Origin of the sequence: Brevibacillus sp. FSL K6-2834 (genome assembly GCF_038592925.1) — a bacterium.
GTDB lineage: Bacteria > Bacillota > Bacilli > Brevibacillales > Brevibacillaceae > Brevibacillus > Brevibacillus borstelensis.
The window spans coordinates 918,548-944,093 of sequence record NZ_CP151945.1 but is presented as its reverse complement, the minus strand read 5'-3'; the positions used below and the strand labels follow the sequence as shown (position 1 = coordinate 944,093).

The following is a 25,546-nucleotide window of genomic DNA, read 5'->3' as shown; positions in this document are numbered from 1 at the left end:
AGCGGCGCCATTTCGCTGCATGACGCCCCGTCATTTTTGCACGTTTGACCCACATGCCTGTTACTGCTTCATTATTGCTAGTTCACTGTTCATTTTTCTCTGTTCACTATTCACTTTTCCTTGTTCACTGTTCATATTCTCTTCTTCCCTGACATTTCCGCTACGGCACAAACAACTCCAAATGCCCCGGCAGCGCCTTGATCTCGCAAGGAAGCTGTCCTCCGAGCTCGCCGTCCATGTTGAGCTGCACCGTTTGTCCTCCCGGCGTGGTCGCTTTCAGGTAGTCGGTCTGAAAATACAGGATGGACGGGTCTTTCAGGTGTTCCCCTCGCATAGCCTGCGTCGCCAGACGGATAAACTCGGCGATGTTCGTTTTCTTCACGACGATGAGGTCGAGCTTGCCGTCGCTGAGATTGGCGTTTGGCGCCAGGCGGTCGAAGCCGCCGAACGAATGGCTGTTGGCGATCAAAAAGACCATGATCTCTTCGTCGATGAGGACTTCATTTTTCGTCTCCAGCCGCACGTGAATCGGGTGCAGAAAAGGCAGTTTTTCCAGCCCTTTGACGTAATAGGCGAGCTGGCCCATGACGGTTTTCAGCTTGCTCGGCACTTCATACGTCAGGTTGGTCAATGATCCCCCGCCGGCAATATTGATAAAATAACGGTTATTGATCCGTCCGATGTCGACTTTTTTCTTTTTTCCAGAAGCGATGATGCGGCATGCTCTGCCAACAGAGCGGGGGATGCCGAGGGCTCGGGCGAGATCGTTGCTGGTGCCGCACGGGATGATCCCGAGGGCAGGGCGAGTCTTTTTCTCGGCCATGCCGTTGACGACCTCGTAAATGGTACCGTCTCCGCCTGCAGCGATGATGACGTCAAAACCGCGGGAAACGGCACGAGCAGCTTCCTCGGTGGCATCGCCTTCTCCTTTTGTCGCGTGGCACGACGTCTCATATCCAGCCGATTCCAGCAGATCCAGTATCTCCGGAAGACGGCGGCGAATGATTTCCCGCCCGGAGCTGGGATTGTATATCAATCTGGCTCGTTTCAACGCATTCCCTTCTTCCTGTCACGCTCTTGGTATTCTCTCTACTCATCATATCCTGTATAGCCATTTTTGGGAATCGCTATGCTGCTGGCGGCATGATAAGATAGGAAAAGATAACCTTCGGGTATGAATGGAGGAGCTTGATGTGAATACGGTCATCGTAGGCGTCGACATCGGTGGCACTGCAATCAAAATGGCTTTGCTGAACATGGACGGGATTATGCTGGTCAAAACACAGGAGCCTACGCCGGTAGCAGAAGGCGAAGACGGAATCGTCCAAAAAGTAGCCGATATGATGGATCATTTGCTGCAAGGCCAAGGGTTGCATAGAGAGCACGTGGCAGGAATTGGCGTCGGGGTGCCTGGCACTGTAGACGGAAAAAACGGAATCGTCCGGGAAGCGGTCAACCTGAACTGGCGCAGCCCTGTTCGACTGCGCGACAAATTGGCCGCCTGTACAGGACTGCTGGTAGCTGTAGAAAACGATGCCAACACCGCCACTTTGGGCGAAATGTGGCAAGGCTCCGGCCAAGGCGCTCAAGACCTGGTGATGATTACGCTCGGAACAGGTGTGGGCGGCGGCGTCATTTGCAATGGCCAGATCGTCGAAGGCATCAACGGCATTGCCGGAGAGATCGGCCACATCTCGATGGCACCGGAGGGCGGTCCGCTCTGCAACTGCGGAAAAACGGGCTGTCTGGAGACCTACACGTCAGCTACTGCTTTCATACGCGCTGGACGAGAAGCGGCTGAAAACGGAACAAGCCCTTATCTGGCCGAGCTGCTTTCCCGCAACGGAGAGGTCAAGGCTAAAGACGTTCTGGATGCCGCCAGGGCAGGAGACAAAGGGGCGCTTGCCATCGTTGACCGGGCGGGACTTTATCTCGGGCTGGCATTGTCCCATTTGGCGATTCTGCTGAACCCGGCCAAGCTGATTATTGGCGGAGGGGTTGCGGCTGCGGGCGACTTTCTCTTTGCCCGCGTTCGCGAGTCGTTCTGCCGCTTTGTGCCGTTCCCATATGTCGTGGAGGCGACGGAGATTCTTCCCGCGACCTTGGGCAATGACGCCGGTGTGATTGGCGCGGCTTGGCTGATCCGTTCCCGTACGTAACTGTTCCCGGGAACGAAAAAAGGACGCTTCGAGGGCTTCTGTTCTCCCGGCGTCCTTTGCATACATAGGAAGCTAGTCCTTCCCTTTACGACTGTCTTCTTTCTTGCCTCCGTCTTTGTTTGGCCCGCGATACTTGGCACTTAACAATGAATAATGAACAATAAATGATGAATAGAAAAAAAGGAGAGTTCTCCCATGCCGATCCGTTCACAAGCAAAAACAAAAACGCCAAAATTGCCGCTGACCGAGGCAGAACGAACCCAACTGCGCCGCGCCAAGCTGCTGCTGACAGAGGTCGGTTCACAGCATCCCGAACACTTGTCGGCTCAGCTCGGCACTTCTTTTGAACGAGCAAGGGAGCTGATCGCTCTCGCCGCCTTCCAGTCCGTTCCCTCCATTGGCCCGAAACTGGCCGAGGATTTGGTGCTGCTCGGCTACTACAGCCTAAGCGAACTGCACGGTCTAAAAGGCGCCGACCTCATCGACGCCTTGGAGGGCAAATACGGCTGCCAGATCGATCCGTGCGTCGAGGACCAGCTCCGCTGTGTCATCCACCATGCGGAAAATCCGGGAAGCGATAAACAGTGGTGGGATTTTACCGGGGAGCGAAAAGCATACCGGGAGCAGCACGGCTATTCGCCGACCCGTCCCAAGCCCCGGTAGATGCCGATACACTGAATGCCCCGGCCAGCCCCTAACCCCGGCAAACGCCGATAGACCGAACTGGCCCGTCACTAGCCTCGGCAAACACCGATAAACCGAACTGGCCAGCCCCTAGCCCCGGCAAACACCTTTAAACTGCCTCTGGCCCACCTCTAGCCCCTCGCAAACACCGATAAACGGACCATACCACTCCTAGGGAGCAGGGGAAATCTGTTAAACAAAATTCGTACAAGGCCTTTTCTCCAGCTAACCAATATCCCCCAGCCAATCACGTAATCTGTTTTGCATCTGCTTCCTCCGTCTGCTGGCCTGCCTGCCTGTTTTGGCTGCGCACGATCAGAACGGCTCCGAGGAGAACCGCAAACCCGCCCAGCATCTGCAGCCACCCCAGTCTCTCCCCGAACAGCAGTGCCGAAAAACCGATTGTCACCACGGGCTCAAGCGTGCTGAGCACGGACGCCCGCGTAGAGCCGATGAGCTGAATTCCGCGAAACAGGCAGCCCATCGCGAGGATCGTGGAAAAGAGAACGATGCCCCCCAATGCGAGCCACCCCTGACCGCTGAAATCCAATGCCGGCTCCCCGTCCTTGAGCGCCAGCCCAAAGGTAGAGATGGCCGCAAACAACGACACATAGGCGCTCGTTACATATGGAGAAAGACCTGTCACGACGCGGTTGCCGACGATGAAGTAGACGGAGTACAGTACTGCCGCAGCCAGAGCCAGTCCGACTCCGAGCGGCTGAATGCCGTCAAATGAAAGGCCGAGAACCAGAACAAGTCCCGCAAGCGATAAAGCCATGGCACCGATCGTCTGCTTTCGCAGCGCTTCTTTATTGACGAAATAGTTCAAGACCGCCACATAGACGGGAAAGGTGTACAAAAGCAGGGCCGCCATAGAGGCCGGAATGTACTGCACTGACGAGAAAAAACTCAGTGACTGCAGCGTGTACAAGACTCCTCCCAGGCAAAACAGGGCCAATCCCTGCTGCCTGCTAATCCTGAGCGGCTCCCGCTTTACCGCCATCCAGACAAAAAACAGCAGCGCCGCCAGCAAAAAGCGCAGGAACAACAGGGTAGACACCGACGCCCCTGCCTCGTAGGCGTAGATCGCAAAGATGGACATGACGCCAAATCCTGCTGCGGACGCAAATACGTAGAGCACTCCTGCATAGAGCGCGTTCATTTTCTGTCACCAGCTTTCTGCGTATTGATCCAGCTTGTGAAAAATATCCGAGCGATGTCGCCCGTCATTTGGCCTTTCTGAGCGTTTCACCTCTCCCGGCCTACGCTGGGGCACTGCATAGCGGCGTAGGCCGAACAGCCTGCCTATCCTTTAATCACTGCACCCTCCCGGCGGAAGAGGCGGGCGGACAAGGCCAGAATGCCAGCCACATACAACAGCGAGGTCCCTAATCCGACGATCACGTGCCAAGGGTCAATCGCTCCGTAAAAGACCTCTTTGCACAACGCAACACCGCTGAAAACGGGAAGTACGTAATACCACTCGGGGATGTCCACGGGATTGAGCGGCATCATCATGTAGGAGGGGATCATGGCCAGAACGACCACACCAGTCATATAGGTCTGTCCTTCTTTAAACGATTTGGCTATCGTGCTCAAAGTCAGCTCCAGACCGGCAAACATCGCCGCCAGCAAGAGAATGGTTCCCGCCAAAACCACGAGCGAGCCAGGCTCCAAAAAGCTGAAGGAAAACGCCGCTTCCGCTTTGGTCAGCGGGCCCATCCGAAACACAAACGAGAGGGAAAGCAGCGATGCTGTCGCGCTGATACAGCTCATGACCATGACCGCGAGAAGCTTCGCTGTCAGCAGTTGATTCGCCGCGATGGGAGCAGTCAACAGCGCCTCGAGTGTCCCGCGTTCCTTTTCTCCCGCCACCAGGTCTGTAGCAGCAGCGATTCCGCCAGAGGCCAGCGACAGCACCAGCATCAAGGGGATGATCCCGGCCAGCATGCCGCCCGCCTGACGGTCCTTGGACGCCGTATTGTCATATACGGTCTCGATCGGCTTGATCGCCTGCTCGGACAAGCCCGCCTGGCGCAACCGCTTGGCCACAATCTCGGAGCTGTATTTTTTTACCGCTTCTTCAATGATGGAACGGGCGTACACTGATTTTTGGTTGGTGGAATCGTAAGCGACCGCCAGCTTTACGGGCTTCCCCGCTTTTACCTGCTGATCGAAGCCGTCCGGGATGGAGATGATGGCCCGCAGCTTGCCCTGCTGCAAGTCCGCTTCCGGATTCGGCGAGTTCAACAGTTTCACACCAGGAGTCTGTTTCAGGTAGTCGACAAGCACAGACTGACCGCTGATCGAAATCGGTACGTAGGAGCGTGCTTCCTTTTCAACGTTGTTGTAAGACGTGCCCAATAAAAAAAAGACAAAAGGAATAACTACCATGGGTATGACAAATGTGCCAATCAAGGTTTTGCGGTCGCGAAGAAGATCGGTCAGCTCTTTGCGGAAAACGGTCCAGACGATGTTCGTTCCCACTACCGCCCCCCTCCTTCTACCATGGTCATGAAGATATCGTCCAGATCATTCATCTTCACCTGGTCACGGAGGGCGTCAATCGTCCCCGCATAGCTCAGCCTGCCCTTGTGCATAATGGCGATCCGATTGCACAGCCTCTCGATTTCCCCCATGTTGTGACTGGAAAACAGAATGGTCTTGCCCTCCTCCTGCAAATGGGCCACCATCCGGCGAAACATGTTGGCGGCAGTCACATCAAGGCCGGTCGTCGGCTCATCCAGCAAAATGACATCCGGATCGTGCACCAGCGTGCGGGCAATGGCTACCTTTTGCCTCATCCCGCGTGAAAAGCCGCCCACCCGGCGATCCATAAACTCGCTCATATGCAGCATTTCGCCCAGCTGTTCGACCCGCTTTTCGAGGGCATCGTCGGCCAAGCCGTACAGCTTGCCAAAATAAGCAATGTTTTCCCGAGCCGTAAGCCTGCTGTAAAGGCCCACATCTCCGCCAAACAATATCCCGATGCGGCGGCGGACCTCCACCGGCTCGCTCAGAACTGAGTAACCGCGAATCCGGATATCACCTGACGTCGGTCGGAGGATGGTAGCCATCATCCTCATCGTCGTCGTTTTGCCCGCTCCGTTTTCTCCGAGCAGCCCGTACACTTCTCCCTTTTCCACGAAAAAGGAGACGTCATCGACCGCTGTCAGGTGTCCAAACCGCTTGCTTACCCGGTCTACTTCGATCACCTGTATTCCTCCCGCCCTTTTTGGTCAAGGTTCAAAAAGAAAGATCTCGCTCCCGAAAGAGGAGATCCTGCTCTTATAGTCTACCCATATCCAAACAAAATCAGAATCTTGCAAACACTTTCATTTCTCCTCCCTAAGCGAGGGAGAGAACCGGGTATTTCTCCTTCCATTTGCTTAGCGAGAAGCCGGAGAACAGCTTCAAAAACGCTTCTGTATCATTGATGTAATGGCGGTTTTCCCTGGCCTCGCCGTGGTGCTCCAGATAGAGGATGGCCACCAGTCGGTTGACCGGCACCCCTTCGGCTTCCTGGTCGTAGATGCCTTTTTCCGCCAACACTTTTTCAAAGTAACGCACATACGTGACTGTTATGCTTTTTTGCTGGCCGTCTTTTTCATAGCTGGCCATCGAACGCTCAAAGGTATCGGCAGGCGATCCGCCCTTGCTCGGCGGCACGCTTTCTCCCGCCACAGACAGGATTTTCATGCTTTAGAAACCTCCTCCACGCAATCTACTTTCCATTATAGGGGAGCACTTCCATTCTTACAAACGAAACAATCTCACCCGTACAGTCTCTTGGCCGGGTCTGTTTCGTCGCCGTTCAGGCGCTTTTGAAAGGTCTTGCGCCAGTTTTCGGACAGCTCCGCCACTGCCAGGATTCGTTCGGCCGCTTCCCGGTTATTCTTGTCCCGATGCATGATATGGTTTGCCTCCGCCACGGTGATGCCCGCCGGATGGCGTTCGATCAACGTGATCTCGCTGGCCGGAGATACGTTTCCTTCTTGCAGTACACGAAAATAAAAGCCGGTATATCCCGTCTCCTGGACCCACAAGGCCAGCTGTGGCAAATCGTAGCGCTTTGCCAGCTTGTGACAGGGCTGTCGCGGCTGGGTTACTTGCACAATCGCTTCGCCAAGCTGGTAGGTATCTCCGATGCACACGTTCGTTTCCAGCATGCCTGCAACCGTCAAATTTTCTCCGAAAGCGGCGTATGGCAGCTTGCGGTTCAAGCGTTCCTCCCAGTACGCATAATGCTCATGAGCGTATACACAGACCGCCTTTTCCGGTCCGCCGTGGTGGACGAGATCAGCCTGTCCGTCTCCCGTCAGGTTTACAGCCGAGAGGAAGAGTGTCTCCGCTGCCGGCTGTTTAAACATTCCCGTCAAAACCTCTTTGCCTTGGTAAAAAAAGCGCTCCGGCTTTCCTACATTGAGCGAAACAAGCTTGATTGGACCATGACTCATCGAGCCATACCTCCCTGTTTCATCCTGTGATGAATTCCTATACAATCATGTCAGAACTGAAAGTTTCTGTAAATGACAAAACACGCACGATTTTGTTCATTATTTTTGATAGAACGCAGTCATTTTGTCAGAAACTCTTCTTTCGAGGAGTCTATGTCGTAGGTCAACTTACTTGCGAGGTGTTTGTTTTGCAAAAGGAGCTTTTCCAATCCGAAATGATTGAGGCGCGGGAGGAACAGGAAGATTCGGCTTTGGTCGAAAAAGCCCGCAATGGGGACAGGGAAGCCTTCGGTGAGCTTGTCAGAAGGCATCGGGCCAAGGTGTACGGGTATGCCCGCTCGTTTACAAAGGAGCCGTTTTTGGCGGAGGACATCGTCCAGGATGCGCTCATCCGGGCGTTCCTCCATCTCGGCACACTGGTCGACAGCCGCCGGTTTTTGCCCTGGCTGCACCGGATCGTCCGCAATCAGGCATACACCCGTCTGAAGGCGGCGCCTCAAGCCAAGGAGCAGGTATTTTCTTCCTGGCATTCACCTGCTGAGGAGGAGGGAGAAACGGACTGGCAAAGCCTCGACAGCATCCTTTACCGGTTGGGCCGGCAGCATGCCCAGTCGCTCCGCGGGCAAACGGCTGCTCCAGAGGAGACCTTGATGCGTCGGGAGCTGCTGGAGACGATCATGCACATGCTCCGGTGCTTGAATCCAAAGGAGCGGCGAATCTTCGAGTCCCATTTCTTCGACCATCTCTCCCCACAGGAGATTGCCGGAGTATTTGGCATGTCGCAGGCCAATGTCTACCAGATTCTGTCCCGCTCACGGAAAAAGCTCTTGCGGGAAAAAATTCGTCTCGCTGTTGACCAATACGTACTCAATCGAAAGGATGAGGGACTCATGAATAAGGTCACGTTGAAAAAGCCCGAAGCATTCTCGCAGCGCGTATGGACGACTGCTGCAGCAGCGATGTATGGACTGACGGAATACACGGAAAAACGCTTTTCCCTGCCCATGGTGATGGGACTTACCGGGCACGCTTTTCGGATCAATGTCGTTCCCGGCGAGATTCACATTGCCGGACCAACCATGTTCGACTTTGACAATGTGCTGTCGGAAGGAATGCGGAATCTCGGCTTTGAGGTAAAAGTCGTTCAACAGCATACGCAAATGGCCCCCGGTCCTAATGCCAATCAGGCGGACCCATCCTTGTTGACGGCGGCGGCGCGTGAAAAAAGAAAGCTTCCCGAGGTATTGCCTGAAGCTCTTTCGCTCATCCACGACGCCATCGACCGGGGACATGCCGTGCTTTCCTGGGATTTGTTCATACCCGAATTCGGCCTGATCTACGGCTATGACACCGAGACCCGCCAATTTCAGGCGGGAGACAACTGCGGGCATGATAAGCCCATTGCCTACGACCATCTCGGACGCGGTCTGGTTGAAGAACTGTTTGTGCTGGCCATCGACAAGCAGCTGGACATCGACCAAAAGACGATGCTGGCAAACGCACTCAGAACGATCCTGCATCACTATCGTCAAGAGACGAGCGGGCCTGCCTGCGCTCACGGATTGGCCGCCTACGATGCTTGGCGGGAAGCGTACCTGCAAAAAGGCATCGAGCCAAACGGCAACGCCTACACGACCGCTGTGGTCGGAGACGCTCGCCGTCACGCTTCGCTTTTCTGGAAGGAAATCGCGGAAACCTGGACCGACGCCCAGTTTGACAAGATTCGCCCGCTAGTAAAGGACGCCGGTGAGCTTTACACCCAAATCGCGGATGAATACGCCACTCTTGCCCATAGGTTCCCGTTTCCAACTGGAGGCAACCCCAATGATCCCGATGAGTCCCGGGAAGCCGTACAGGTGCTGGATAGGATCAAAAAGCTGGAGGAACAGGCTGTCGCTGTGCTGGAGCAAATGCAAGAGAAGCTTTCGGTGTAAGGCGAACGCCAGATAGCCACGCAGCAAGTCATACGCATATGCAAAAAAATTTGCACAGCAGATCAAATACGAAATGGCTTTAGCCGCAAGTTAAAGGCTCTAGCTGCAAGTTAAAGGATTTAGCCGTAAGTTAAAGGCTTTAGCCGCAAGTCAAAAGCTTTGGCCGTTGGCCCAAATGAAAGAAGGCCCGCATTGCCGTATCTTTGGCAAAGCGGGCTTTCGTGTTGCGATTTTTTGCTTCTGCTACATATTTTTCAGTGCTTCTACAAGCAGCTTGTTCACCATGGGCGGATTGGCTTTTCCGCGGGTTTGCTTCATCACCTGTCCGACGAAGAAAGCGACTGCTTTGTCGTTTCCTGCCTTGTAGTCGGCCACGGCTTGCGGGTTGTTGTTCACCACTTCTTGTACGATGGCGAGCAGAGCGCCCTCGTCGCTGATCTGGACGAGCCCCTTTTCCTCGACGATTTGCTTTGGCTCTTTGCCTGTCTCGACCATTTCCTTGAAAACGGTTTTGGCAATCTTGGAGGAGATCGTGCCGTTTTCGATCAGCTTGATCATTTCGCCCAAGCCGTGCGGCGTGATTTTTACATCAGCCAACGTCAGGTTGCCAGCATTCAAATAACCGAGCAGCTCGACCATCAGCCAGTTGGCTGCCGCTTTTGGATCAGCCCCTGTCTTGACGGTTTCGTCGAAGAAGTCGGCCGTATCCTTGGACATCGTAATCACGCCGGCATCGCTTTGCGGCAAGCCGTACTCGTTGACATAGCGGGCCTGGCGGGCGTCAGGAAGCTCGGGAATCGTAGCCCGGACCGCCTCGACCCACTCCTCGGAGATTTGCATCCGCACCAGATCCGGGTCCGGAAAATAGCGGTAGTCGTGCGCTTCTTCCTTGGACCGCATGCTTATCGTTTTTTTGTTGGCCTCGTCCCAGCGGCGTGTCTCCTGCACGATTTTTCCGCCGGAGGTCACCACCTCTTTTTGCCGCTCGACTTCATATTCCAATGCCACCTGTACGTTGCGGAACGAGTTCATGTTCTTCAGCTCGGTTTTGGTACCGAACTCCGCTTGGCCTGCCGGACGGATCGATACGTTGGCATCGCAGCGCAGCGAGCCTTGCTCCATTCGGACATCGGATACCTCGGTGTACTGGATGATCGCTTTCAGCTTTTCCAGGTACGCGCGAGCCTCTTCAGGCGAGCGGAGGTCCGGCTCGGAAACGATCTCGATCAGCGGCACGCCCACACGGTTGAAATCGACCAGGGATTCGCCGCCGAAATCGCTGTGCGTCAGCTTGCCCGCATCTTCCTCAAGATGGAGGCGGGTAATGCCGATCCGCTTTGTCACCCCGTTGACCTCAATATCAATCCAGCCGTTATAGCCGATCGGCTGGTCGTACTGCGAGATCTGGTACGCTTTTGGCGAGTCCGGATAAAAGTAGTTTTTCCGGTCAAATTTTGTCTCTCTGGAGATTTCGCAGTTGAGCGCAAGCGCCGCCTTCATCGCGAACTCCACCGCCTGCCTGTTGGTCACAGGCAAAACGCCCGGATGTCCGAGGCAGATCGGGCATACATGTGTATTTGGCGGCGCGCCGAACTCGGTCGGGCAGCCGCAAAAGATTTTGCTATTCGTCGAAAGCTCGGCGTGAACCTCAAGGCCGATGACGGTTTCAAACTGGCTCATGACTCTTACCCCCTCACCCATTCCGGCTTGCGCTGGTAAAATCCAGCCGTTTGCTCATAGGCATGAGCGACGCGCAATACCGTGGATTCGTCAAACGCCTTCCCGACGATCTGCATGCCGATCGGCATTCCGTTTTGCGCAAATCCGCACGGAACGCTGATGGCTGGCAAGCCCGCCAGGTTGACCGGAACGGTGCAAATATCCTCCAGGTACATCTTCACCGGATCGTCGACGTTTTGGCCGATCTTGAAAGCCGTGGTCGGCGTGGTCGGATGCAAAATGACGTCGTAATGGGCAAAGACATCGTTGAAATCCTGGATGATCAGCGTACGTACCTGCTGTGCCTTTTTGTAGTACGCATCGTAGTAGCCGGACGACAGCGCGTACGTGCCAAGCATGATGCGGCGTTTTACTTCCGGTCCGAAGCCTTGGCTGCGGGATTCCTTGTACATTTCAATCAGGTTCTCGGCGTTGTCCGCACGTACGCCGTAGCGCACCCCGTCAAAACGGGCCAGGTTGGAGGATGCCTCCGAGGACGAGAGCAGGTAGTAAGCCGGTACCGCGTATTCCGTATGCGGCATCGACACCTCGCTCCAGGTGGCGCCCATGCTCTCCAGCTGCTTCAAAGCGGCCAGCACGGCATCGCGCACCTCGCTGTCGATTCCTTCGCCGATCAGCTCTTTCGGAACGCCGATCCGCAGCCCTTTGACATCGCCGGTCAAAGCAGACAGGTAGTCGGGAACGTCTACCTTGGCGGACGTGGAGTCGTACTCGTCGTGTCCGGCAATCGCCTGCAATACGTAAGCGGAATCCTCCACGTTTTTCGTGATCGGACCGATCTGGTCAAGCGACGAGGCAAACGCCACCAGACCAAAACGGGAGACGCGGCCGTATGTCGGCTTCAATCCAACGACTCCGCAAAAAGCTGCCGGCTGGCGGATCGAGCCGCCCGTGTCGGAGCCGAGCGTAAAGAAGAAGTGGCGGGAAGCCATCGCAGCTGCAGAGCCGCCGCTGGAGCCGCCTGGCACGTATTCGGTATTCCACGGGTTTTTGGTCGGGTAAAACCCGGAGTTTTCATTGGAGCCGCCCATGGCAAACTCGTCCATGTTCAGCTTGGCGACGATCAGCGCATCGGCGTCCTTCAGCTTCTTGGAGACGGTCGCATCGTAGATCGGATCGTAATTGCTCAAAAATTTGCTGGCGCAGGTCGTACGCAGACCGCGGGTTACGATGTTGTCTTTCAAACCGACAGGCAAACCGTACAGCAGCCCCATCTCTTCGCCTGATCCTGCCAGACGCTCGTCCAATGCCTTTGCTTGGGAAAGAGCGCCTTCCTCGTCCACATGCAGGACCGATTTGATTTCGCCGTCGTGCTCCTTGATGCTGGCGATGGACGCTTGCACCAGTTCAGCAACGGACAGCTCCTTTGAGCGCAGTGCGCTATGTATTTCCGACAATCGCTTGTCAAACAGCGACACGTGGGTGTCCTCCCTTCAGGTGATAACCGTTTCGTCTATTCAAACACAGCCGGTACTTTAAACTGGCCTTCCTCATGCTCTGGGGCGTTTTTCAACGCTTCTTCATTGGAAATGCTTGGACGATTGACATCTTCGCGCATGACGTTTTTCACGTCTGTTGCATGACTGGTCGGGACGACGTTTGACGTGTCCAGCTCATTCAGCTTGGCTGCGAATTGCAGAATCGAGTTCAAATCCTTGGTATACCGCTCCGCTTCTTCTTCTGTAAGGTTCAGGCGGGCGAGATTGGCTACGTGCTCTACTTCCTTGCGGCTGATCGCACTCATGGTTCCACCTCCGAATCTATCACATAATTTTGATCTTACTTGAAAAGAGCGGGTGCAGTCAATTTTCGGGGGGATTTCTTCCTTTGGTGATATGTGGGTCGGGCTTTTCGTATAACGCTGGTCGGGTTTTACGTTTTGCGTAGACCGGTTCTTTGCGTGATGTTATCGGGCTTCGGTTGTGACGTTGGTCGAGCTATAGTGCAGGAGATGAAACAGGGAGAAAACGCTCAAGGTTCGGTGGGACACTGCTGGGAGCTGGACTGGCCGGCTTCATTCCAAAAGCGGAACCGCGTCCAAAAGCAGATCTTTCAGGAGGCGTCTCAGAGTTGGACGCTGAAAACGTGTTCCGCTTTTTCCATTACGCCTGGGGAGTGTCCCAAAGACCTTCGCTGTTTTTCTCCCTGTTTCATCTCTACACTGGTTGGTTTTATTCGATCTCGATGAAAGAAAGCATAGTCAAAGCGGATACAATCTCTAAAGCCTTTAGTAGCCGAACAACGTTACATTATGATTTGCGTGCCGATACTCCTTGTTAAGGATCACCGGCCTGGCCAGTAGCCGAAGATATTAAAATTTTTGACACGTGACTGCAGGATAGTTGAGGCTCGTGCGGAATGTAAAGGAAAACAGTTTGCTTACAACCCGTTTGCCGCTTCGCAGTACGCTGATATTCATTCAGACAACCCAAGCAAAGCTGCCTGCGGATCGTTCAGTGTCCCTGCCTTCTTACGGGCTGATTTTCAGAATAGCAATCGAAAAGAAATCTCGTTTGCGGCTTTCGGTTATGATAGGTGTAGGCAGATTGTTCTTCATCTATTACGGAAGGCATTATTACACTTTCCATATAAAGGAGGCTTTTTTCATGGCAAATGTGAATCCGGCAACGATAACAGTAGAAGCGGTCGTTCATTCCCCCGTGGAATTGGTGTGGGAGTATTGGACAGACCCGAAGCATATCACGCAATGGAATGCGGCTTCGGATGACTGGCACACGCCATATGCCGAGAATGATCTAAAGGCCGGCGGCAAGTTTGTTTCGAGAATGGAAGCGAAAGACGGCAGTGTTGGATTTGATTTCAGCGGGGTATACGACGAAGTGAGCGTAAACGAGCGTATAGCCTATACGATGCCCGACGGCAGAAAAGTGCAGATCTCTTTTGTTCGCCAAGGTAACGACACGTTAATCATCGAATCGTTCGATGCGGAAGAAACCCACACAATCGAGATGCAGCAAGCCGGCTGGCAAGCGATTTTAGACAATTTCAAAAAGTATGCGGAGTCGGTCGAAAAGTAAATAGGGACGTTTTAGTCATAGAAGCGCGCATGCCATCATTGGCATGCGCTTTGCATTGCATATTTTGTGGAACCAAAAAGGCCTTTGCAAGCGCAAATTGCTTGCTTGGGCCCTCTGGTTGTCGGTTAACGTTTACGCCTGGTTATTCGCTTGGTTTCAGTTGTGCCAGCTTTTGGCCCATGAGAACCGGGCTGCCGATCTTTACGTCGTCGGCCCATTCCAGTTGTCTGGATTCAAACAGCAGGATGACGGTGGAGCCGAATTCAAACCAGCCGAGCTCGTCTCCCTTTTGGTAGTGTGGGGTTCCGGGGATGTCCTCGCTGGTTTTGCAGCCGCGTTTGACGTTGGTCGTCGCTTTGTTGTACATGACCTTGACGCTGCCGACAAAAAGGGCGCCGACCTTGACGACGGCTACTCGCCCCAGCTCGCTTGTTTGGACGTGAGTGACGAGGCGCTCATTGCGGGCGAACAGCTTGTCGACGTGCTCAATGCCGAGCTGATTGACCGGGTAGAGTCGGCCCGGCACGTACGTGTAACGGATGAGGTCTCCTTCCACCGGCATGTGAATCCGATGGTAATCGCGCGGGCTTAAATAAATGGTAATAAACTTGCCGCCGTAAAAGCGCTTGGCCGCCTCCGGCGTATCTCCGAGCAGATCAGCCAGACTGTACTGTTTTCCTTTTGCCTGGATCAAGGTACCTTCGTGAATATCTCCCATCTGTGAAACCGTACCGTCGACGGGACTGGCTACTACGTCGTCGCCAAGAGCAATCGTCCGGACTCCGGGCTTCAGCCTGCGCGCAAAAAATTCTTTTAACGATCTGTATTCACGTATCGGCTTTTCAACGATCGAGGGGTCGATATTGTAATGTCGTATATAGTGGCGGATCGCCAACCGGCTGAAACGCGAAGCGGTAATTTTGCCCATGGTCCGCGACATGACGTTCTGCGGCAGCCGATGAATGAGTCCGGGAAGGATTTTCTTGTTCATAAGCATCCCCTTGTTCTTTCCGTTCAAAATCTATCCATACTGTACCATCTCGGGGTACCGCCAGTAAAGCCCACTCCGACTATGGCCTCATCATTTTCTTGTCCTTCATTTGCTATACTAAGATGGAAATACAGCATGACTTACAGGAGAGACAATCATGACAAAGCGCGATATTGAGAACCTCATCCATCAATACGGCGATGTATTATCCTGCTTTTTTCAATATATGTCCGATATGGTTTTTCTTATGTCGGTAGAAGAGGGAACCCGTTTTCGCTACGTCCTGATGAACCCTCCTGCCATGCAGGCCGCCCGGCTGACAGAAGAAGCCTACGGCAGGCTGATCGAAGAAGTGTATTCCGACGAAAAAGCAGCCAATTTGAACAGCATGTATCGGGAGGCAGTGGCAAGCGGCAAACCGACACATTATACGACTTACGACGAAATCATTGGCGAGTCCGTTCTCACCCCGATCTATAACAGTGAGGGTGTCTGTACCCATGTGTTTGCTGTGACCCGGGATATTACAGAGCGCAAGCAGTTGGAGACCCAGCTTGAATTCATGGCGTACCATGATGTTTTGACTGGCCTTCCCAATCGCCGCCTTTTGCTGGATCGGATGCAGCAGGCGATGTCTCAGGCGACCCGAAAAGGCAATCAGCTCGCCGTCCTCTACCTGGACTGCGACTACTTTAAAGAAATCAACGATACCTGGGGACATGACGTGGGAGATGAGTTTCTTCGCGTACTCGCCAAACGGCTCACCTCGTGTGTACGGGATGTGGATACTGTTGCCAGGCTGGGCGGGGATGAATTCGTCCTTTTGCTCACCTCTTTGGATACGGCCGAGGAGGCAGCCAAAGTGGCCAGCCGCGTACTGGAGGCGTTGAAAAAGCCTTTTCTGATTCAGCAGCATCGTTTTCACTTGACGATGAGCATCGGCATTGCCCTTTTTCCAAATGACGGCCCAGATTCCTCCCAGCTCCTCCGCCACGCAGACAAAGCCCTTTACCGAGCCAAGGAAGCCGGACGCAACCAATTTTGTTTTTACTCTGCTCCTACGGAATAATCCAGAAGAACAACAGCAGCGAAAGCGCAGAAAAGATAAAGCTCACCACATACAGGACGACAACCGTTTGTTTGGCGGACAAGCCAAGCGACATCAAACGATGGTGCACATGCCTACGGTCGGCCTGGTACATCGGCGACCCTGCCAATGCTCGGCTGATCATCACTTGGACGGTATCAACGACCGGCAGTCCCAATGCGAGGACCGTCACGACCAGTGTGATCAGAGTCGCTCCCTTCATCGCACCCTCCAGAGAAATCAGAGCCAGGGCATATCCGAGAAACATCGAGCCCATATCCCCCATGAACATTTGTGCAGGAAAAAAGTTGAATCGCAAAAAGGCAAGCGCGGCACCTGCCAGAACGACGGCAATCAAAGCTGTAAGGCCCTGTCCTTTAACATATGCGAGAAAAAACAGCGTGATCGCGGAAAAGACCGTCGCTCCGGAAGCCAGACCGTCAACGCCATCCAGGAAGTTGACCATGTTGATCAAGCCCGTAATCCAGATCACTGTTGCCAGACAGGAGAGCCAGACGGGAAACAGATAATAGTCACCCGTGTCACCGCCCAGCCACGGAAAGGATATGCCGCGAAAACGGATATCGCAGACGAAAGCCAGCAAACCTACCAATACCTGTACCAACAGCTTGGGCAGAGCAGGGAATTCCTTTCTACGCGCCTTATACGCGTCATCCGCCCAGCCGACCGCCATCAGGAGCAAGCTGCCAATGATCAAAACTGCCACCAATTTTTGCAGTCCTGCAAAAAAAATGGTCACCACTGCGACTCCGACGAACATCGCCAGTCCCCCGGACAACGGCATTGGCCGGGTATGACCTTTCCGTCCCTGGGGAATATCGAGCAGCTTTGTCTTCCATGCTATGGCTCTGGCTGCAGGCATCAGCAGCCAAACCAGAAAAAACACCGCTACCCCCGGGACCAAATAAGATAGCATGCCTTTCACCCACCTAGACCATTTTTGCTTAGTGTGAACAAAAACGGGATGAAATAGCGATGCAAATCGCGATTGGGTCACAGGCGCAACATAAAAAAGCTGCCCGTAAAACAGGCAGCTTTTTGTAAAGCAGAACGAACTACAGTTTTTCGGAAACAAGCTTTGCTTGCGTGAACAGCAGCAGGTAATCCGGGCCGCCAGCTTTGGAATCCGTACCGGACATGTTGAAACCGCCGAACGGATGCACGCCCACCAGTGCGCCTGTACATTTGCGGTTGAAGTACAGGTTCCCTACGTGGAATTCGCTGCGTGCCTTCTCCAGATGTGCACGGTTGCGGCTGAACACGGAGCCGGTCAGGCCGTATTCGGTGTTGTTGCCGATTTCCAGCGCATGATCAAAGTCTTTTGCTTTGCAGAAGGCCACGACTGGTCCGAAGATCTCTTCTTGCATGATGCGGGCTTGCGGCTCTACATCAGCAAATACGGTCGGCATGATATAGTAGCCGTTTTCTGGCCCTTTCTCTCCGCCTGCCATCAGCTTGCCTTCTTTTTTCCCGATCTCGATGTACTCGAGAATTTTGTTGTACGCCTTTTCATCCACAACCGGACCGGTGTAGAAATCAGGGTTTACCACATCGCCGACAGTCAGCTGCTTGGTCAGCTCAACCACCCGGTTCAGGACCTTGTCGTACACGTCCTGGTGAACGATGGCACGGGAGCAAGCAGAGCATTTTTGGCCGGAGAAACCGAATGCGGAAGCAACGATTGCTTGAGCAGCCGCTTCCAGATCGCAGTCATTGTCTACGATGATGGAGTCTTTTCCGCCCATTTCCGCTACGAGACGCTTCATCCATTTTTGACCCGGACGGTGTTTCGCAGCCAGTTCATTGATGCGCAGACCGACGTCACGGGAGCCTGTGAAGCTGATAAAGCGGGTTTGCGTATGTTCAACCAAATAGTCGCCGATTTCGCCGCCGGAGCCTGGTACGAAGTTGACAACCCCTGCAGGTACGCCTGCGTCTTCCAGGATCTCCATGAATTTCGCAGCAATTACCGGAGTGGTGGACGCCGGCTTCAGCACGACAGTATTTCCCGCTACCAGAGCTGCAGTCGTCATCCCTACCATGATCGCGAGCGGGAAGTTCCAAGGCGGAATGACAATCCCTACGCCAAGCGGCACGTAATACAGCTCGTTGTCTTCATCCGGGATGCGGGTCAGCGGATGGCGCTCGGCGAGCTTATCCATTTGACGGCCGTAGTACTCCATAAAGTCGATTGCTTCAGCCGTGTCGGCATCTGCTTCCGCCCAGCTTTTGCCTGCCTCTTTTACCAGCCAAGCAGAGAATTCATGCTTGCGGCGACGAAGGATGGCAGCCGCTTTGTACAGATAGCGGGAACGCGCTTGCGGCGGTACAGCCTTCCAGGTTTCAAATGTCTGAGCGGCAGTCTGGATTGCTTTTTCAGCCAGGGCTTGGTCAGCCTGGGATACTACGCCGATTACTTGCTCTTTATTGGAAGGGTTGATGGAGCGGGATTTCTTTTCGGTTTTGATGCGCTCTCCGCCGATGATGATGTCGTATTCACGGCCCAGCTCGCTCTCTACCTTTGCGAGCGCCTCTTGAAATGCCTTTTTATTTTCCGGCAAGCTAAAATTGGTAAACGGTTCATTTTTGAATTCGACTTGCATCTGGAAAACCTCCTTATCATTCTTCCATTCTTGTCATCCAAATTTATATGCAAGGATCATACCAATTTGGCTGGATTCTTTTCGCCGTGTTAGTGTTTGCATTTTTCTCGAAAAACAACAGGGTTTCTTATGTATCGGGTTATGAACATTCGTGTCCAAATCACTGAACACTTCTAAACAAATGTGTTCATATCATCTGTCATTCTACGCGAAAAAACGCCCTCTCCGTTCCGAATGAAAAGGAAAGGGCGTTTTTGCTCTTTGTTATTTTCTGTAAATATGCATGTATGGTTCCCCGCTGGTTGGCCGAACATACAAGGCCAGCGGCTGATTAATCGTCTGAACATACAGATTGACGTGGACGTTCTTGTCAAAGGTCTGTTCAATTGCGGAAGCTGCAAATTGCGTAAATTGCAGGACTTGCGTCCGGGAATCGTACTCAGCCGTAGCCGTAATCGTCAACTCGGTGAGTCTGCCGCCCATAAAACGGCCGATTCCGGTCATTCCGATATACTCTTTGAAGTAAGACTGCGTTTGACGCTTCAGCTTGTCGTACTGCAGGGCTTGCTGGGGATATGCTTTTTCGGCGTCGCTGCTCGGGAACAGGTAGAATTCTTCGTCAATGGGCTGCCATTTTCCGATTGAAGACTCACCTGCATTCACCGTACCGGACATGATGAACTTGCCCGGAATCAGCGTGGAATTTGGCTCTGGCACCTGGAACAAAGCGATTACAATCGGGACTTCTGTAGAGTTGGCTCGAACACTCTGTACGATTTTTGACGCCAACTGCTGTCCCTTTGCCCGCAGTTCGTCCGTCGTATAGGTTTTCTCCTGCCCCGTCGCATCCTGGTAAACCGGGGACAGGGAGAGTCCGAGTACCATTCCGGCCAGTTGCTGCTTGTCCTTGCTCAGATAATCGTGCTCAAGCACGTGAACAAGGCTGCTGGTTTTCCCCTTGCCGTTGGGACCCCCGGCCTTTTCTTGCGCGATCCAGTCCCTTACCTGATCTTTTGTGATGAACTGGCCTTCCTGGAACAAATAATCGGACGTAGGGAAGGTATCGCGCGCAATCTCCATCAGTCCGAGCTCCAGGTGGCTGAAGTCGATCCGATAAATCGTGCTGGCCAGTATTCCGCGCGTTTGGTTTGGTTGGTAGGGCGGAATGCTGCCGTAATAATCCTCCGAAACTTCCACAACAGGGGAAAGCGAAGGGCTTGCGGGCTGCGATTCCTCTTGACCTTTTCCTCCTGGCAGAAGCGAGCAGCCTGCAGCCGTCATGGCCAAAATCAACGTCAGCGGCAACATGTACATCCATCGTTTTGCTTTCATCCATCCAAACTCCTTACACAACGAAAGAGGCCGAAGCCTCTTCATGTTTTATCAATTCCATTTCTTCCATTTGCCGTTCGACAATGTATAGACAAAGGCCGACTCACCGATCCCGACCCACCTGTAATCACCGGCGCCGGGAGAGATCACGATCAGCGTCTCAGGAGACTTGGCATCCAGCTGCTGCCAGCTGCCATCTATTTTTTCCATAATCCCCTGATCTGTTGCGACAGCGAGGATTCCGCTCGTTCTGTCCACCGTGAGCGAATATACCTGCTGGGCATTCGGGACGACTTCTGTTTTCCACTGCCCATCTTCATGATAGAGAAGGTTGAATTGGGCAGCCACATACAGGCGGTTTTCCATCGGATCGTAATCCATCGCATACACTTCCTGATCAAGCGGCAGCCATAGGCTCCACTCGTTGCCCCCGTTCGACGACTGGTAAATCCCCTCACCCGTTACAAATGCGAACAGGCGGATCTGATCGCCTTCCCGAATGCCTGCAAAGCTGCGGATTTCGGCAGGCTCAGGCAAGCCTTTCCCCAATTTGGCCCACTTCTTCCCGCCGTCAGTCGAGCGCAGCACACCGTTGTTTCCAGCGGCAAAAATGTGCTGGGGATTATTCGGATCGACAAACCAGCCTGTCACGTCCTTCTGCTCAAGCTCGGGAGACAATAGTCCCCAGACTCCTCCGCCTGCCGAATGATAAAGTCCGGCATGTGTTCCTACCCAGATGTGCTGGGCATCCGGAGTCATGGATAAGTTGTGTACGACCTCGCCCTTTTGCAGAACATCCTGATAGGTCAAATCTCCGGGCAGAGCCGCGGCAGTTACGGGCGGCTGTATCGGCTTGCTCCGCCCGCTTTCGCCGCAACCTGCCAAAAGTGCCCCTGCCATCAAGATCATTCCCCATCGCAGCAAGCCTTTCATGCCGACTACACCCCTTCCCGTTCTCTCCCACTAGCCAGGTCTTATCCTTGACTCTCCAGCAATTCTCTAAAGCCTGCTTCATCCATGACAGACACTCCCAGCTTTTCCGCTTTCTCCAGCTTGGAGCCTGCCTTTTCACCGGCGATGACCAGGTCCGTTTTCTTGCTCACGCTGCCCGTCACCTTTCCGCCCAAACGGGCAATCGCTTCTTCGGCTTCCTGCCGCGTCATCGTCGCAAGCGTACCAGTCAATACGACAGTCTTGCCGGAAAGCGGCAAATCCGCTCCAGCCTCGACACGAATGCCTTTGTAGCTCATATTGACACCGGCAGCCTTCAGCCGCTCGATTACCGCCTGGGCCTGCGGCTGGCGGAAGTAGCCTACGATGCTGGACGCCATTTTCGGTCCGATCTCATCAATCACGGTCAAATCTTCTTCGTTTGCGGCCATGATGCCGTCCATCTCGCCAAAGTGCTCGGCAAGTACGCGCGCCGCCTTGGCACCCACGAGGCGAATGCCCAGTCCGAAGAGCAGCCGCTCCAGGGAATTTTCCTTGCTGGTCTCGATGGCGGTAAGCAGGTTGTCAACCGACTTTTCCCCCATCCGCTCCAGCCCGAGCAAAACGTCGCGCTGCTGGTGCAGATAGTACAGGTCGGCTACGCTGCGGATGATGTCCTTTTCAAAAAGGGAAGCGACGACCTTTTCTCCCAAGCCCTCGATGTTCATCGCCTGACGGGAGACAAAATGAATGATGCCTTCGCGGATTTGCGCCGGACACATCGGATTGATGCAGCGGAGCGCCACCTCTTCTTCCAGGCGCACCAGCTCGCTGCCGCACTCAGGGCAGTGCGTGGGCATTGCAAAAGGCGTCTCGCTTCCGTCGCGTCTCTCTGGCAGGACAGCGATAATTTCCGGGATGATGTCGCCTGCTTTTTTGACCATGACATGGTCGCCGATCAACAGTCCCTTTTCCCGGATGATGTCCTCGTTGTGCAGCGAGGCCCGCTTTACCGTGGTGCCAGCCAGACTGACCGGCTCCAAAATCGCGGTAGGAGTAACCGTGCCAGTGCGTCCGACAGATACTTCGATCCCTTTCAATACGGTAATCGCTTCCTCTGCCGGGAATTTGTACGCCACCGCCCAGCGCGGGCTTTTCGCCGTAAAGCCAAGCTCCTGCTGCTGAACGTAGCTGTCTACTTTAATGACCATACCGTCGATATCGTATGCGAGCTGCGGTCGTTTTTCCACCCAACTGTTCACAAAATCAATCACGTCATCAATGTTGTCAAATGTGCGCCGTTCTTTATTTACTTTGAAGCCGAGCGACTCCAACAGATCCAGCCCTTCGCTGTGGGACTCGACATCGACTCCCTGCAAATCGCCGATGGCATAGATGAAGGTGTCCAACTGGCGGGAAGCCGCAATCCTCGGATCGAGCTGACGAAGCGATCCGGCTGCGGAGTTGCGCGGGTTGGCAAACAGGGCTTCTCCGCGTTCCTCCCGTTCCTTGTTCAGCTTCTCAAAGGCTGCACGCGGCATAAACGCTTCACCGCGCACCTCGATAGTCACTGGGCGGGTCAGCCGGAGCGGAATCGAACGGATCGTCCGCAGATTTTGCGTAATATCCTCGCCTGTCGTCCCATCGCCGCGAGTCGCTCCCTTGACAAATACTCCGTCCTCATAGTGCAAGGAAATCGCCAAGCCGTCAATCTTTAATTCGCAGACATAGCGGACGTTTTGATTGCCTACCGCCTGGCGCACACGGCGGTCGAAATCGCGCAAATCCTCCTCGCCAAAGGCATTGCCCAGGCTGAGCATCGGCGTTTTGTGAACCACTTTTTCAAAAGCGGCCAGCGGTGCGCTGCCCACCCGCTGCGTCGGAGAATCGGGCGTGACCATGTCGGGAAAAAGGTCTTCCAAGCCTTGCAGTTCCCTTACCAGATTATCGTATTCCTGGTCGGTAATTTCCGGGCGGTCTTCTGTATGATACAGACGGTTGTGATGCTCAATTTGTTTCCGCAATTCAAGAATTCGTGCTTCCGCCGTCAATCGATCCATTTCGTTCATCCTTTGCTATTCCGTATCAAGCCCGAGCGCTTCCCGGGCAAATCGCTTTCGTGATTCAGCTTGCTTGCAAAAGATTCTGTACCGTATAGAATACTATCCCCGCTCGATCGGAGCAAATTTTGCCAGCAGCTTTTTGATTCCGGTCGGACTCGGGAAAGCAATATCCAGCTCCGTATCGTCTCCGCTTCCTTTCACCTTGACGACCGTACCGGTGCCCCACTTGCCGTGCTTTACCTTGTCGCCTACCTTCCAATCGATGCCGGAGCCGCCGCCATGGCCTTGCAATTTGGTCGGAGCGGCCATGGCCGGACGGGAAAAGGCAGAGGTGCCTGTAGTGCCGGTGCGCTGTCCAAAAGCGGACTTTGTCCCCGCATCCGCCTGACCCGCTCCATAGCGGCCAAACCCGTCTCGCTGGCCGTAACCGCGCTGTCCAAAGGACCCTCCCTGCATCCCGCCTGATTCTTGAACAGGGCTTCCTTCCAACAGCTCGGCAGGAATCTCCTTGAAAAAGCGCGAGGGCGCATTCACATTGGTACGGCCAAACAAGGTCCGCATCCGCGCCGATGTCAAATACAGCCGCTCCTCGGCCCGGGTAATCCCTACATAGGCGAGGCGTCTTTCTTCCTCCATCTCCGCGTCGTCGAACAGCGAACGGCTATGAGGGAATACGCCTTCCTCCATTCCCGCCAGAAAGACGACCGGAAACTCCAGACCCTTGGCGCTGTGCAGCGTCATCAGGACGACCTGGCCTTCAGCGGATACCTCCTCCTCGGTCTGGCCGTCATCCGACAAAGTGTCAATGTCGGCTACCAAAGCGAGGTCGGTCAGGAAGGCAAGCAGGCTCTTGTCCTCGTTCTTCCGCTCAAACTCCTGGGTAACGGACAAAAGCTCCTCGATGTTCTCCAGCCGCGCCGCGGACTCCAGCGTTTTTTCTTCCTTCAGCATCTCGCGGTATCCGGTTCGCTTCAGCACTTCCTCCACCAGCTCGGTCACGGACAGATAGTCGGTCATCTGCATCAGGTTGGTGATCAGGTCGTTAAATGAAAGGATCGCATTGGTCGTACGTGCCGGCAGTCCCATATAGCCCGCCTCCTGGATCGCGCCGTACAGGGATTGGCCATGGGCATTCGCGTAAGCCTGCAGCTTTTCCACCGTCGTATCGCCGATATTTCGCTTCGGCACGTTGATAATCCGCGTCAGGCTGATGTCGTCATCCGGATTGGAGATCACCCGCAAATAAGCCAAAATGTCTTTAATCTCTTTGCGGTCGTAGAACTTCGTGCCGCCAACGATCGTGTAAGGGATATTCGATTTGATGAACACTTCCTCGACCACGCGGGACTGGGCGTTGGTCCGGTAAAGGACGGCGAATTTGTCGTACCGCTTGTAAATGGGCATCTGCTTGCGGATCGTATCTACGATGAAATACGCTTCGTCGTGCTCGGAATCCCCCTGGAAGCAAGTGATTTTTTCCCCTGCTTCGTTTTCCGTCCAGAGCTTTTTCTCCTTGCGCATGACGTTGTTTGCGATCACCTGGTTGGCTGCCTGCAAAATCGTTTTGGTCGAGCGGTAGTTTTGCTCCAGTTTGATCAATTTCGCTTCCGGATAATCCTTTTCAAAGTTCAAAATGATGGATATATCCGCCCCGCGCCACTTGTAAATGCTCTGGTCGGCATCCCCGACGCAGCAGACGTTGCGGAATTTGTCCGCGAGCATGGAGATGAGCATGTACTGGGCCCGGTTCGTATCCTGATACTCATCGACATGGATGTAGCGGAATTTCTTTTGGTAGTATTCGAGAACCTCCGGCACTTCCTTAAACAGCCGGACAGTTGTCATGATGAGGTCGTCAAAGTCCAGGGACTGGTTGTTTTTCAGTTTCTTTTGGTACAGCTCGTATACCTTCGCGACGACCATCGAGTAGGCATCGCCGGCAAGATTCGAGTAACGGATTGGATCTGTCAGCTCGTTTTTGGCCCCGCTGATCGCCGCCAGGAGGCCGCGCGGCTCGTACTGCTTCGGATCTATGTTCAATTCTTTCAGACATTGCTTGATAACGGACAGTTGATCGCCGGAGTCGAGGATCGAGAAGCTCCGGTTTATGCCCAGACGGTCAATATCTTTTCGCAGGATGCGGACGCAGAGCGAGTGGAATGTAGAAATCCAGGTGTCCTCCGCTTCGCGGCCGATGATGGCGGCCACGCGGTTCTGCATCTCCCTGGCCGCCTTGTTGGTAAAGGTAATCGCCAGAATGCTCCAGGGGGCCACGCGCTTTTCCTGGATCAGATAGGCAATCCGTTGGGTCAGCACCTTGGTCTTGCCGCTGCCTGCACCTGCGAGTATAAGAACCGGCCCTTCTGTTGTGAGGACCGCTTCCCGCTGCTGCGGATTTAGTCCGGCGATAATTCGGTCAACTGTAGACATATGTATAACTTCCACCTTTCCTGCCTCTCAAAACGCTCCCGAACGAAAGCATATGTTCCTATTTTCTCACAGATCGA

The 25,546-nt window shown here is 54.1% G+C and carries 21 protein-coding genes; 5 read left to right on the top strand and 16 right to left on the bottom strand.

Annotated elements, in window-relative coordinates; translation table 11 throughout:
• Positions 1 to 160: 160 nt before the first annotated feature.
• Entirely contained in the window at positions 161 to 1,051 is an 891-nt protein-coding gene (locus tag NST96_RS04835; protein WP_003389377.1) for a diacylglycerol kinase, read from the bottom strand.
• A 142-nt stretch (positions 1,052 to 1,193) separates the two neighbouring features.
• On the opposite strand from NST96_RS04835, the gene NST96_RS04830 reads away from it, so the two are divergent.
• Together NST96_RS04830 and NST96_RS04825 are read left to right on the top strand one after the other, a co-directional pair.
• Positions 1,194 to 2,159: an ROK family glucokinase gene (locus NST96_RS04830; protein WP_024983571.1), complete on the top strand. Its 966-nt coding sequence runs from the start codon at positions 1,194 to 1,196 to the stop codon at positions 2,157 to 2,159.
• Between the two features lie 195 nt (positions 2,160 to 2,354).
• A complete protein-coding gene (locus tag NST96_RS04825) occupies positions 2,355 to 2,822 on the top strand; it encodes a helix-hairpin-helix domain-containing protein (RefSeq protein WP_122957587.1) in 468 nt (155 codons plus the stop codon).
• A 268-nt stretch (positions 2,823 to 3,090) separates the two neighbouring features.
• Here NST96_RS04825 and NST96_RS04820 read toward each other — a convergent pair whose 3' ends face one another.
• The 5 genes from NST96_RS04820 to NST96_RS04800 all read right to left on the bottom strand — a co-directional run bounded on the left by NST96_RS04820 (position 3,091) and on the right by NST96_RS04800 (position 7,300).
• Positions 3,091 to 4,005, bottom strand: coding sequence for a DMT family transporter (locus NST96_RS04820; RefSeq protein WP_024983569.1), 915 nt, complete (start codon positions 4,003 to 4,005; stop codon positions 3,091 to 3,093).
• A 143-nt stretch (positions 4,006 to 4,148) separates the two neighbouring features.
• A complete protein-coding gene (locus tag NST96_RS04815) occupies positions 4,149 to 5,330 on the bottom strand; it encodes an ABC transporter permease (RefSeq protein ID WP_003389382.1) in 1,182 nt (393 codons plus the stop codon).
• Entirely contained in the window at positions 5,330 to 6,058 is a 729-nt protein-coding gene (locus NST96_RS04810) for an ATP-binding cassette domain-containing protein (protein WP_003389384.1), read from the bottom strand. Before NST96_RS04810 ends, NST96_RS04815 begins: the two co-directional genes overlap by 1 nt.
• Before the next feature lie 133 nt (positions 6,059 to 6,191).
• A complete protein-coding gene (locus NST96_RS04805; protein ID WP_003389386.1) occupies positions 6,192 to 6,542 on the bottom strand; it encodes a hypothetical protein in 351 nt (116 codons plus the stop codon).
• 74 nt (positions 6,543 to 6,616) lie between these two features.
• Positions 6,617 to 7,300: an MOSC domain-containing protein gene (locus NST96_RS04800; RefSeq protein ID WP_003389388.1), complete on the bottom strand. Its 684-nt coding sequence runs from the start codon at positions 7,298 to 7,300 to the stop codon at positions 6,617 to 6,619.
• 215 nt (positions 7,301 to 7,515) lie between these two features.
• On the opposite strand from NST96_RS04800, the gene NST96_RS04795 reads away from it, so the two are divergent.
• A complete protein-coding gene (locus NST96_RS04795; protein ID WP_342406532.1) occupies positions 7,516 to 9,234 on the top strand; it encodes an RNA polymerase sigma factor in 1,719 nt (572 codons plus the stop codon).
• Positions 9,235 to 9,477: 243 nt separating this feature from the next.
• Here the strand turns inward: NST96_RS04795 and gatB are convergent, their stop codons facing one another.
• The 3 genes from gatB to gatC are packed head-to-tail and all read right to left on the bottom strand — an operon-like array spanning position 9,478 to position 12,718.
• The gene (gene gatB / locus NST96_RS04790) at positions 9,478 to 10,914 is read right to left on the bottom strand and encodes an Asp-tRNA(Asn)/Glu-tRNA(Gln) amidotransferase subunit GatB (protein WP_039070039.1); all 1,437 of its coding nucleotides are present in this window, start codon (positions 10,912 to 10,914) and stop codon (positions 9,478 to 9,480) included.
• A gap of 5 nt (positions 10,915 to 10,919) precedes the next feature.
• Positions 10,920 to 12,392, bottom strand: a complete 1,473-nt coding sequence (gene gatA / locus NST96_RS04785) for an Asp-tRNA(Asn)/Glu-tRNA(Gln) amidotransferase subunit GatA (protein ID WP_024983566.1) — start codon at positions 12,390 to 12,392, stop codon at positions 10,920 to 10,922.
• Between the two features lie 35 nt (positions 12,393 to 12,427).
• Entirely contained in the window at positions 12,428 to 12,718 is a 291-nt protein-coding gene (gatC, locus tag NST96_RS04780; protein ID WP_003389393.1) for an Asp-tRNA(Asn)/Glu-tRNA(Gln) amidotransferase subunit GatC, read from the bottom strand.
• Positions 12,719 to 13,580: 862 nt separating this feature from the next.
• Here gatC and NST96_RS04775 point away from each other — a divergent pair.
• A complete protein-coding gene (locus NST96_RS04775; RefSeq protein WP_171505829.1) occupies positions 13,581 to 14,012 on the top strand; it encodes an SRPBCC family protein in 432 nt (143 codons plus the stop codon).
• A 142-nt stretch (positions 14,013 to 14,154) separates the two neighbouring features.
• On the opposite strand, the gene asd is transcribed toward NST96_RS04775, so the two are convergent.
• Positions 14,155 to 15,003, bottom strand: coding sequence for an archaetidylserine decarboxylase (gene asd / locus NST96_RS04770; RefSeq protein ID WP_340701568.1), 849 nt, complete (start codon positions 15,001 to 15,003; stop codon positions 14,155 to 14,157).
• Positions 15,004 to 15,160: 157 nt separating this feature from the next.
• Between asd and NST96_RS04765 the strand changes: the two genes are divergently transcribed.
• The gene (locus tag NST96_RS04765) at positions 15,161 to 16,072 is read left to right on the top strand and encodes a sensor domain-containing diguanylate cyclase (RefSeq protein ID WP_003389397.1); all 912 of its coding nucleotides are present in this window, start codon (positions 15,161 to 15,163) and stop codon (positions 16,070 to 16,072) included.
• Here the strand turns inward: NST96_RS04765 and NST96_RS04760 are convergent.
• The 6 genes from NST96_RS04760 to pcrA all read right to left on the bottom strand — a co-directional run bounded on the left by NST96_RS04760 (position 16,062) and on the right by pcrA (position 25,469).
• Positions 16,062 to 17,027, bottom strand: coding sequence for an MraY family glycosyltransferase (locus tag NST96_RS04760; protein ID WP_003389398.1), 966 nt, complete (start codon positions 17,025 to 17,027; stop codon positions 16,062 to 16,064). The genes NST96_RS04765 and NST96_RS04760 overlap by 11 nt on opposite strands.
• A 139-nt stretch (positions 17,028 to 17,166) precedes the next feature.
• Complete coding sequence (pruA, locus tag NST96_RS04755) at positions 17,167 to 18,714, bottom strand: L-glutamate gamma-semialdehyde dehydrogenase (protein WP_003389399.1); 1,548 nt, start codon at positions 18,712 to 18,714, stop codon at positions 17,167 to 17,169.
• A gap of 264 nt (positions 18,715 to 18,978) precedes the next feature.
• A complete protein-coding gene (locus NST96_RS04750) occupies positions 18,979 to 20,046 on the bottom strand; it encodes a CamS family sex pheromone protein (RefSeq protein WP_003389400.1) in 1,068 nt (355 codons plus the stop codon).
• A gap of 51 nt (positions 20,047 to 20,097) precedes the next feature.
• Positions 20,098 to 20,979, bottom strand: a complete 882-nt coding sequence (locus NST96_RS04745) for a hypothetical protein (RefSeq protein WP_003389401.1) — start codon at positions 20,977 to 20,979, stop codon at positions 20,098 to 20,100.
• Positions 20,980 to 21,020: 41 nt separating this feature from the next.
• Positions 21,021 to 23,036: an NAD-dependent DNA ligase LigA gene (gene ligA, locus NST96_RS04740; protein WP_122957583.1), complete on the bottom strand. Its 2,016-nt coding sequence runs from the start codon at positions 23,034 to 23,036 to the stop codon at positions 21,021 to 21,023.
• Positions 23,037 to 23,138: 102 nt separating this feature from the next.
• A complete protein-coding gene (gene pcrA / locus NST96_RS04735) occupies positions 23,139 to 25,469 on the bottom strand; it encodes a DNA helicase PcrA (RefSeq protein ID WP_003389405.1) in 2,331 nt (776 codons plus the stop codon).
• Positions 25,470 to 25,546 lie beyond the last annotated feature (77 nt).

What these genes read in the sequence shown, in the direction of transcription:
- NST96_RS04795 (WP_342406532.1), top strand. Translation starts at nt 7,516, where the DNA reads ATGATTGAGGCGCGGGAGGAACAGGAAGATTCGGCTTTGGTCGAAAAA.
- NST96_RS04820 (WP_024983569.1), bottom strand. Translation starts at nt 4,005, where the DNA reads ATGAACGCGCTCTATGCAGGAGTGCTCTACGTATTTGCGTCCGCAGCA.
- NST96_RS04800 (WP_003389388.1), bottom strand. Translation starts at nt 7,300, where the DNA reads ATGAGTCATGGTCCAATCAAGCTTGTTTCGCTCAATGTAGGAAAGCCG.
- pcrA (WP_003389405.1), bottom strand. Translation starts at nt 25,469, where the DNA reads ATGTCTACAGTTGACCGAATTATCGCCGGACTAAATCCGCAGCAGCGG.
- NST96_RS04760 (WP_003389398.1), bottom strand. Translation starts at nt 17,027, where the DNA reads ATGCTATCTTATTTGGTCCCGGGGGTAGCGGTGTTTTTTCTGGTTTGG.
- NST96_RS04805 (WP_003389386.1), bottom strand. Translation starts at nt 6,542, where the DNA reads ATGAAAATCCTGTCTGTGGCGGGAGAAAGCGTGCCGCCGAGCAAGGGC.
- ligA (WP_122957583.1), bottom strand. Translation starts at nt 23,036, where the DNA reads ATGGATCGATTGACGGCGGAAGCACGAATTCTTGAATTGCGGAAACAA.
- NST96_RS04825 (WP_122957587.1), top strand. Translation starts at nt 2,355, where the DNA reads ATGCCGATCCGTTCACAAGCAAAAACAAAAACGCCAAAATTGCCGCTG.
- gatB (WP_039070039.1), bottom strand. Translation starts at nt 10,914, where the DNA reads ATGAGCCAGTTTGAAACCGTCATCGGCCTTGAGGTTCACGCCGAGCTT.
- NST96_RS04745 (WP_003389401.1), bottom strand. Translation starts at nt 20,979, where the DNA reads ATGAAAGGCTTGCTGCGATGGGGAATGATCTTGATGGCAGGGGCACTT.
- NST96_RS04775 (WP_171505829.1), top strand. Translation starts at nt 13,581, where the DNA reads ATGGCAAATGTGAATCCGGCAACGATAACAGTAGAAGCGGTCGTTCAT.
- pruA (WP_003389399.1), bottom strand. Translation starts at nt 18,714, where the DNA reads ATGCAAGTCGAATTCAAAAATGAACCGTTTACCAATTTTAGCTTGCCG.
- gatC (WP_003389393.1), bottom strand. Translation starts at nt 12,718, where the DNA reads ATGAGTGCGATCAGCCGCAAGGAAGTAGAGCACGTAGCCAATCTCGCC.
- NST96_RS04750 (WP_003389400.1), bottom strand. Translation starts at nt 20,046, where the DNA reads ATGAAAGCAAAACGATGGATGTACATGTTGCCGCTGACGTTGATTTTG.
- NST96_RS04765 (WP_003389397.1), top strand. Translation starts at nt 15,161, where the DNA reads ATGACAAAGCGCGATATTGAGAACCTCATCCATCAATACGGCGATGTA.
- asd (WP_340701568.1), bottom strand. Translation starts at nt 15,003, where the DNA reads ATGAACAAGAAAATCCTTCCCGGACTCATTCATCGGCTGCCGCAGAAC.